Origin of the sequence: Butyrivibrio sp. XBB1001, assembly GCF_000424505.1 — a bacterium.
In the GTDB taxonomy this organism is placed as follows: Bacteria; Bacillota; Clostridia; order Lachnospirales; family Lachnospiraceae; genus Butyrivibrio.
On sequence record NZ_AUKA01000001.1, the window covers coordinates 634,661 to 643,723 of the forward strand.

General features: G+C 41.4%; 6 protein-coding genes. 1 reads left to right on the forward strand and 5 read right to left on the reverse strand.

Translation table 11 applies throughout. The features are described 5' to 3' along the window. Nucleotides 1–337: 337 nt before the first annotated feature. Entirely contained in the window at nt 338–1,555 is a 1,218-nt protein-coding gene (locus G631_RS0102800) for an RNA-splicing ligase RtcB (RefSeq protein ID WP_026488151.1), read from the reverse strand. Nucleotides 1,556–1,611: 56 nt separating this feature from the next. Further along, nucleotides 1,612–3,081, reverse strand: a complete 1,470-nt coding sequence (locus G631_RS0102805) for a DUF2828 family protein (protein ID WP_026488152.1) — start codon at nt 3,079–3,081, stop codon at nt 1,612–1,614. A gap of 490 nt (nt 3,082–3,571) precedes the next feature. Here G631_RS0102805 and G631_RS0102810 point away from each other — a divergent pair, with 490 nt between their 5' ends. After that, complete coding sequence (locus G631_RS0102810) at nt 3,572–4,558, forward strand: WYL domain-containing protein (protein ID WP_026488153.1); 987 nt, start codon at nt 3,572–3,574, stop codon at nt 4,556–4,558. Between the two features lie 128 nt (nt 4,559–4,686). Here the strand turns inward: G631_RS0102810 and G631_RS19865 are convergent, their stop codons facing one another. From G631_RS19865 to G631_RS21060, 3 genes are all read right to left on the reverse strand, one after another. Beyond that, nucleotides 4,687–6,060 carry a sensor domain-containing diguanylate cyclase gene (locus G631_RS19865; RefSeq protein ID WP_026488154.1) on the reverse strand — a complete coding sequence of 458 codons (1,374 nt, stop codon included), beginning with the start codon at nt 6,058–6,060 and terminating at the stop codon, nt 4,687–4,689. Between the two features lie 58 nt (nt 6,061–6,118). Then, on the reverse strand, nt 6,119–8,344 hold the full coding sequence (locus tag G631_RS0102820; protein WP_026488155.1) for an EAL domain-containing protein: 2,226 nt from the start codon (nt 8,342–8,344) through the stop codon (nt 6,119–6,121). A gap of 174 nt (nt 8,345–8,518) precedes the next feature. After that, a partial coding sequence (locus tag G631_RS21060; protein ID WP_196803803.1) for a hypothetical protein occupies nt 8,519–9,063 on the reverse strand: 545 nt, incomplete at its 5' end.

The window sequence follows — 9,063 nt, forward strand, 5'->3', positions numbered from 1 at the left end:
AAGCGGTACGCAAACATGTTTATCTATAAGCTTCTGAACCGTTTTTTATACAATCCGATTCTTTGCCAAAACAACATTTTCTCGCATTTGCCTATCCTTAAATGAGCGCATGAAATTAAACATCCACTCTGATTTGCTCTGGAGTGATGATTCATAACTTTCGCTATAAAGGCAATAATTGCGATTCATTGTTGTCATGTCTCTTCTTTTCCTTTCCGGGAGCTTGCATCTGCTCCGCTTATCTCTTTCTATATCGTATAGTAACACTAGTATCTTTAGTTGTCATTAGCCTTGTAGTATAAAATATACTGCCAGGCCAATGACAACAAACCTACATTTAATTAGATACCTTGAAGTTATAAATTGGCTTCATCACATCAATAATCTCCACGGACTCCTTGATCACATCGATAATGTCATCCAGTGACTTATAGGCCATTGGTGCCTCATCAATTGTAGCCTCACAGACAGATGATGTATAGATTCCCTTCATAGCCTCTTTGTACTCATCCATTGAAAGGTTGTTCCTGGCTGCTGATCTCGACATAAGTCTTCCTGCGCCGTGTGGAGCTGAGTAGTTCCACTCAGGGTTTCCTTTACCTATGGCAAGGACAGAACCATCCCTCATATTGATAGGAATTAGAACTTTCTCACCCTTATGAGCTGCAATAGAGCCCTTTCTAAGGATCATCTCCTCAGTATCAATGTAGTTATGAATTGTGTGAAAAGCCTCGCCAGCTACAAGGCCTGTTTTCTCTAAAAGAATCTCCGCCATCTTCTCACGATTTCTCTTAGCAAATCTCTGACATATCTCCACATCGTGAAGGTAGTCCTCAAGATACTTGCCTGATAAGTAGCAAAGATCCTCAGGCATTGTCATTGGTCCCTCATGATACTTCTTGTTGTAAAGCTCCTTAAGGGCAGCCTGGATCTCGGTACGTCTTCCCTGTGCCTTGTACTCTTTGATCAGTTCCTCTCTTGCCTCCAGATACTCACCGATTCCCTTATCAAGATCAACCGCAAGAGTCTGGTATAACTCAGCAACCTGCTTGCCAAGATTTCTTGAGCCAGAGTGGATTATAAGATATTGGGTGCCATCAGCAGCTCTATCCACCTCTATAAAATGATTACCTCCGCCAAGAGTGCCCAGAGATCTCTCGAGACGCTTTGCCTCCTTTAGCTGGCGATAGCAACGAAGCTCTGTCAGGTCGAACTTCTCAATTCTTCCGTCCCACACTTCGCGTCCGCAAGGAATTGTGAATGCAGCCATATCCAGCTTCTCCAGGTCAATCTTCTGCTTGCCAAGATTAACTGTATACATACCACATCCGATATCGACACCAACCACGTTAGGCACTGCCTTATCTGTGATTGTCATTGTTGTTCCGATTGTGCAGCCCTTCCCAGCATGAACGTCAGGCATGATTCTGATCTTTGAGCCCTCAGTCATAGGGTAGTCGCACATTCGTCTTATTTGCTCTATTGCCTCGTCCTCAACAACCTTGGCGTAGCAAAGAGCTGTATTTACTTTTCCCTTTATCTCAATAGTATTCATAATTATCCTTCCAGTCTCGGCTGGGAGTCTTCATTCTCCCAGCCTCTTCTATTAACTCATGCCGCTATCCTTTCGTAGCGCTCAGCTGAAAGGATACTCATCATGAATTTATATGGTTCTAAGTTACCTTCTTTTAACATTGAAAAAATCTGTGGGCTGCAGCCTGAAACAAGCGCTACTCCCTGATCATTCATCTTAACAGGCTGCTGTTTGCCATGGCTGTTCACGTTCCAGAAAACTATCTGTGGAAGTTTGAAGCCGTATCTTGCATACTCTGCTTTAGCATGCTCGAAGTTTGTAGCCTCGGCATTACCAGCACAGTAATTGAACTCCATGTCTGAGATTATGTATAGCTTCTCTGGCATATCAGCCTGTGTTAGCTTATTAGCTACAGCAGTCATTAGAATCAGGTTAAAGGTCTTCTCGATATTTGTATCGCTACATTCGTTGAATCCCATGCAGTAACGCACCTTCTCAACAATATCTCTGCCCTTGATCTCGATGAGTCTAGGATTTGTTGAGAATGTTATGAAGTGATTTCTAAATGCACCGGTATTTCTTTCTGCAAAGAAGATGCCAAGTGACTGTGCAACTGCCGCAGGAAGAGGGTTCGTTCCGCAATACATAGAACCCGAACCATCAACCACTACAAGAGAATTCTCTGAACCAGCGAAGTTCTCAAGAGCATTCCAGGTTGCGTTCATGGCGCGCCTCTCATCCTCTGTGAACTGTGCTCTGTTTATTACAGGAGCTATCACATCGTATGGTGTAAGTGCGCCTGTGTGCATAACAGAAGAATCTGTCTCAGCCTTGGTTATAAAGGCATGGTATCTCTCCTGATCATTTCTGATAAATGCCTGTCTGTATTTGTACAGCGCCTTTGAAGGCAGCTTCTCATAATCAAAAGAGTAATCCTTTTCTCTAAGGTTATTCTCTATGATCTTGATCTGAGCTCTGAGCGCCGAGAGTGTTTTACGATACTCAGCATCAGAGATTTTAATAGCTCTGGCAATCTTCTTTGCTTTTCTTACAGCATCTTTATTGCTTGTATTTACAGAAGGAAGCCATTTTGCCAAAAGAGATATGTTTGCATTCTCACCATTTTCAGCAAGTTCGTCTATGTCGGCATTCAGAGTTTGCTCAATATATGCCATAACATCTTTTTCTACAGGTGTATCCAGTAGAGCCATAAGATCATCATATCTGCCATACTCTGCCACATTTTCAATATTCTTTTTAACAGATTCAGGCTCTGCAGCCGCAAGATACTTAAGAATAACCTTAAACACTCTTCTCTCACCCAGGCCGCCTCTGATATCTCTTGCAAAGAAAAGCATCTTCATCGCGAGATTAGCATCCTCAGCATAAGCTCTTATGAATCTTGTAATGATATCTTCATCTGAAGCTTTTCTAAGCGCACCAATTGTTGCAAAAAGATCCAGACAGTCTGATTTTGTTGATGCATAAGTCACAGCGCCATTCTCTGTATATGTTTTGTTTGCTTCTTTCTTTAAAAACTCTAACATCTTAGTTTCCTCCTTCATCAAGATGCAACCGGGTTATAGTGCCCGGCTCACTCACCCTGCTTATGCAGGGCACGATACCAAATCGTGGACCTAGTTAATTGCTGTATGCACCTTTTTATGATCACTAGATACGTCCCTTAACATAAGAGGGGTTCTAACCCTCCACCAGCCTGGTTATTAGCCAGGTGCTACTCTCTGTAGCTATATGTGGTTTCGTTTGCTGTTCGTATCTTTTATCCAAGACACATACACCCCGAAGGGTTGGAGCGGGATTTGAACCCGCAAAGCCGAACCTAAAGATCGGTGCTTAACCATTTAGCGATCCTGTAATGATTGCTGTCTGTGTCTTTGTTGTGACTTAATCATAGCGCTTTGAATTGGAGATAAAAAGATGTAGATTGACCCAATGTCACAACCCCAATATAATGTGAAATATAAGTATTTTTATTTAAGAAAAGCGTTTTTCGCAACCCCAATTAAGAGGCGTAATATGACTGAGAAATATAAGATCTATCTTTCAGATGATACAAAATCAAGACTTATAAACGATGCTGAGCTCTTTGAATTCACCAAAAAAGACGAGTCTGTAAATCTCAACGCTTTCCTGAAGACGTTGATTGTAAACTACTTTGACCAGTACAGACATGACAGTGAGAATCTCCTTTCAAGCATCAAGCAGGACCTGACTGCCATCACATCCATAAGTGATAAAGATGCCGCACTACTGGCGGATAAGATTGTAAGTACATATATTAAGGCAGACAGTTTTCAAAGTAGCAAGAACTCTGCCCTCACTCTGACTGTAAGCGGCTCTTCTTATGAGATTCTTAAGATTATTGAGAATAACATGTTAAAAGACACTTCTCTTTCCCAATACCTCAAGGATATGTTCAACTCTTATCTATCCATACCACGTAGCGAAAGGGAAGCTATCATATTCAAAGACACCTATGAAGATATCGCTAAAGCTCTTAAAGAGCACAGAATATTGTCTTTTACAAATACAACATCAGGCGATGAAAAAGCTTATCTTGTAGAGCCATACATAATCGCTCCTTCCAAAGAGGAGCAGTGTAATTACCTTCTTTGTAAAGATAGAAGCACCAGAAGACCTAGAACATTTAGAATTTCCAGACTCAGAAGCGTTTTTGTGACATCTGATTCTTTTCCTGTGGATCCAGACACACAAAAAGAACTCCAGGAAAAAGCTATCCGGAGCCCTCAGTCAGTATCATTAACAGTCCAGGCCGTTGTCCGCCTGAATAAATATGGAGTTAAAAAGTTTAAAGCAATTACCAAGAACAGGCCACTCGTCTCAAAAATTGAAGGCGATCTCTACTACTTCGACTGGCCAGAGCTTCAGCTGGAAGAATACTTCAAGCGTTTTGGCAGAGATGCAATAGTAATAAAGCCTGCATCATTAAAAGAAAAAATCAAGAAGTTCTACTATTACGGACTAAGAGAATACAGCAAATAATACAACTGCAATAATAGTGCCTGTCACCAGCCTTTGCGAAGGATTTGTAGACTTATAATAGCTGTTTAAAGAGCCCGATTCATCACGAACCGGGCTCTTGTCATGTCTCTCTGACTTATGATTATTTTCTATCCATTATCTTTCCGTGTTTTTAAATATTTTTTGTTTTCATACATCCTTCTGTCTGCAGCTTCAAATACTTCAGCCACACTGGTCTCTTTATCATATTTGGCCATACCACAGGCAATGATAAGTCCGCCGTTTAAAAGAGCCTCTTCATTATGTTGTGTAATTAACTCAACCAACTCCTCGCTTCGAGCATAATCCTCATCCTGGGAAATAACCACGAATTCATCACCACCAACTCTGTAGACAGGGCTACGTTTAAATGTTCGACAGATTATCTCGCAGGCGTCACAAATACATTTATCCCCCGCTTCATGTCCTTCTGTATCATTAATCCTCTTCAGATCATTTACATCCAATACCACAATGGCGAACTCAGGCTGACGATGCTCCTGAATTCTCCCATTCATCAGATTCTCTCTTTCCTTATACGCATTTTTATTTTTTATGCCGGTAAGAGCATCTACTTCAGCCATATTCTGAACAAGTGCAAGTTTTTCAGTATATTCACGCTTAATACGCATGGCATCTGTCACATCCTGACACAGTCCTAATAGGCACTCCCTGCCTGTATCATCAGTAAATTTAAGCTTTGTAGTCTGGAACTGCCTAGGATTACCTGCAGCATCAAGAACATCTTCGTAGAAGATATATGGCTTGTCCATCGCAAGGGCTTTTTTATCATCCTCAATAAAATGAAGCGCGGTGTCTTCGTCAAAGATTTCTAAATCAGTCAGGCCCACAACTCCCTCTGGAGTATCTTTATGAGCATAATTAGCAAATGACTGATTACATGCAAGATATTTTCCGGTATCCACATCTTTTGAAAATGTCATGGCAGGCATATTGGTTAAAAGATCTGAAACGGATTTCTTCAGGCTCAATATCTTTCTGCTTGCATCAGCCTCTTTTCTAAGACGCTCATTCTCCTGTTGCAGCCTTGCATATTCTCCAGATATCTCCTCATTCTCATTTAATTCGTCACCAACAAAAGCTCCTTGATCTGTGTACCAGATGAATGCAAGTCTTGTTCCATCTTCCTTATAGATATGTTTGCCGTAGGAATGGATTATTCTATACTCACCATCCCTTTTTATTCTATAGATTACATCATAGACCCCACCCTCAGTTACAAATCGGTAAACTGCATTATTTATAGAAGATATGTCATCCGGGTGTGCATCATGATACATATCGTTATCCATCAGATCATAGATTTCTTTTTTATCCATGCCTTTGTATCCGGACAGTTCAAAAAAGCCCTCAGACAGAACTATCGTAACCACTCTCTTATCTACAGACTGGTAAATTGCAAAGGGTATGGGACTGTTTTCTAAAAGTTTTAATTCCTCATCACTATATCTGTACTTTTCCATTAGATATACCTCCCCACATAAGAAGCCATCGCTCCATCTATCATCTGCTTTCCATTACTTATGCTCGTTTATCGTAATCAAGCTCTTTATCAAATGCCTTTTCAAAATCCTCTACCGGCATTGGTTTGAAGAAATAATACCCTTGCATCTCCTGGCAACCTCTATCTTTTAAGAAATCAGCCTGATCTTTGGTCTCTACTCCTTCTGCAATCAGCTTCATTCCTAGTAGCTCTACCAATTTGATCACCTGCGTGATTATGATACGGCTCTTTTCCATATCTCCAGCTCCAGTAAGAAAATGGAGATCCATTTTAATACGATCAACAGGAACTTCTTTGAGCATATGCAGTGATGAGTATCCGCTTCCAAAATCATCCATTTCTACCTGGAAGCCATATTCACGAAGTTCAGAAGTTGTTTTTATCAGGAAAGCTGGGCTTTCAACATATGCCGTTTCTGTTATCTCAATCCTTAGCTGTTCCGGATCAAGATCATATTTCTTGGTAAGTTCATAGAAAATTCCCGGAATATTCCTGTCTTCTCTTATGTCTGAGCGGGAAAGGTTTATTGAAACAGATCGACGCTTGCCTTCCTGATTCCAACGGTGAAGATCCTGACATACTTTATCCCATACATAGCTGTCCAGATCAAAAATCATTCCTGTTTCTTCTAATACGGGAATAAACACTCCCGGAGAAATCCAGCCACATTTTGCATGTTTCCAACGGCAGAGAGCTTCCGCACCACTTATCGTGCCAGAAGTATAATCCACCTGTGGCTGATACCATACCTGTATTTCGCCTTCTTGGAGAGCCGCTGGTAGATGTCCACTTATGTCAACTATCTGCTTACCCTTCTCCCACTGTTCAGGGTTGTAGAATTCATATCCTGTCTTTAATGTTTCCCATACTTTCTTCTCAGCCATTCTGGCATAATCAAGCATTCGATCCACATCAATGTTTTTGTGGTCTTCCGGAGTAATCGCATAAACACCGGTACAGATCTGAAGCTGGATCTCTTTTCCTCTATCTATAAAGTAATTTCTGAGAGGCTCAAAAACTTCTTTTTCATCGCGGCCCATCTGCTCCGCATCAGTAAACTTTCGAAGCACTGCAAACCTATCCCCTGTGATTCGTCCCATTGCTTCCTCATCCGAGAAAGTCGCAGTTGTCCTTTCAGCCCAGAAGCGCAAAAGGTCATCTCCGGTCGCTCTTCCCATGCTTTCATTTATGAACTTGAAGTTTTTGATATTGCTAAAGGAAAGAAGATACTGATTCTCCGGATGTGTAACAAGCAATTCCTCAACACGCTTCTTAAAGCCCTCCAGATTAAGCACTCCTGTAAGTGGATCTTTTTCAGTCAGTTCACGTATCTTTTCTTCCTGTTGTCTATGTATAGCCTTCTGCCTGTGAACAATAGCTATAATAAATAAGATGAAAAATATCGTTCCCGGTATCAAAAGATATCTGTATTCAAAGAGATAGTCCCAAAAGTCATTTTGATACAGGCGTCTTGAAGTATAATCCAGAACAATTGCCTGCTTACGTGTATCAGTAAGCTTGTCAATACCTTCATTAAGCCTGTCAACTACCACTCTTCCTTCAGGTGTATCGAGTGTCCCTGCACGAAAGTCCATGGAAAACATGGTGGCAGGCTGAACTTTCAGATCCGAATATGAAGGCTTCTGTAAAACATAGCTCCACACATAGGAATTATGCATCAATGCATCTACTTCGCCTGATCTAAGTGCCTTGACACACTCAGGCATCGTATCATAAAGTGTAATCTCCATTCCCGGATAAAGCTGCTTAACTGTTTCTGCTCCTCCAGCAAGGGAACTGAGCATTCCAATATGGCTTTCATGTAATACAGGGAGTTTTTTATCGCCCTTTGTAACCATAGTAAATGGCGTCTGAATAAGATTCTCCGTTACAATAGTCTCTTTTCCGGACGAACTCTTGATTGCACTGCCAAAGGGCATAATGATGTCATATTCAGGATTATCCAAGGCATCTTTATTTGTTTTTTCTGTGATAACCTTAAAAGGCGCACTATACCCAGCTTCTTCTGCAGCAGCGCGCATGAGATCAATGCCTATCCCCACGGTCTCTTTTGTCTCAGGATCCAAATAAAATACAGGGCATCTGTCAGCAGGAACTCCTATGACAATACTGTCTGCATCATTATTTCCCGCATTAACTGAAACTGTAATTCCCAAAAAGGCCAGAGTGAATAAGCATATTAAAAAGATTGAATAGCGTTTTATATTCTGCATTATTTTCATGCAGCGCACCATCCCTCAATGATTTCAGAAACAAAAATGCATGGAGACAGAATTTATCCCCATGCACGTACATTATATCATTATTATGGTGCAAAAAATGCGGTTTATAGCATTTTTATAAATACAATTATACTAATTCAGTGAACTCTCCGCCGCCCGCATACAATATCTGTTTCAGCCTTCAGTCTTGCTGGTATCAAACTTAAGTGTATCCAAAATGGTATCTGCTTCTTCCCACATATGGCTTATCCAGGAATCGCAGTCTATGCTCTGGGCAACTATCTGCGGACGCTCATCTCCAAAAGTAATGAAATCCCAATGCTCATGATCATCATATGTGCCAGCATGCGCAGTATATCCCGCTAATGTAATCTCTTCCTGGGAAAGTCCTGTTCCGCAAACGCCAAAACTGTCTGAGCAAAAGAGCTCTATCTGCCCTGCATCTGCAGATTTTGGTTTTAGTATCAATCCGTATAAACCATAAGTGAGCTTCCCATCGTCCACTGCAGAAATCTCCGCTGTCCATCCTTCCGGAACAACTACAGACATCTCTCCATATGGTCCGCCCACTGAAACTATCTGCTTTTCATAAGCACTTCCTGTGGCAAAAGAGCTCCATTCGCCATGAACTACCCTCACCGACTCCACGTCGGAAAGGGTTTCTGTTATGCCGCATGGCGGCATGAACCTGTAGGATGCTCTATGCAGCCTGCAGAACA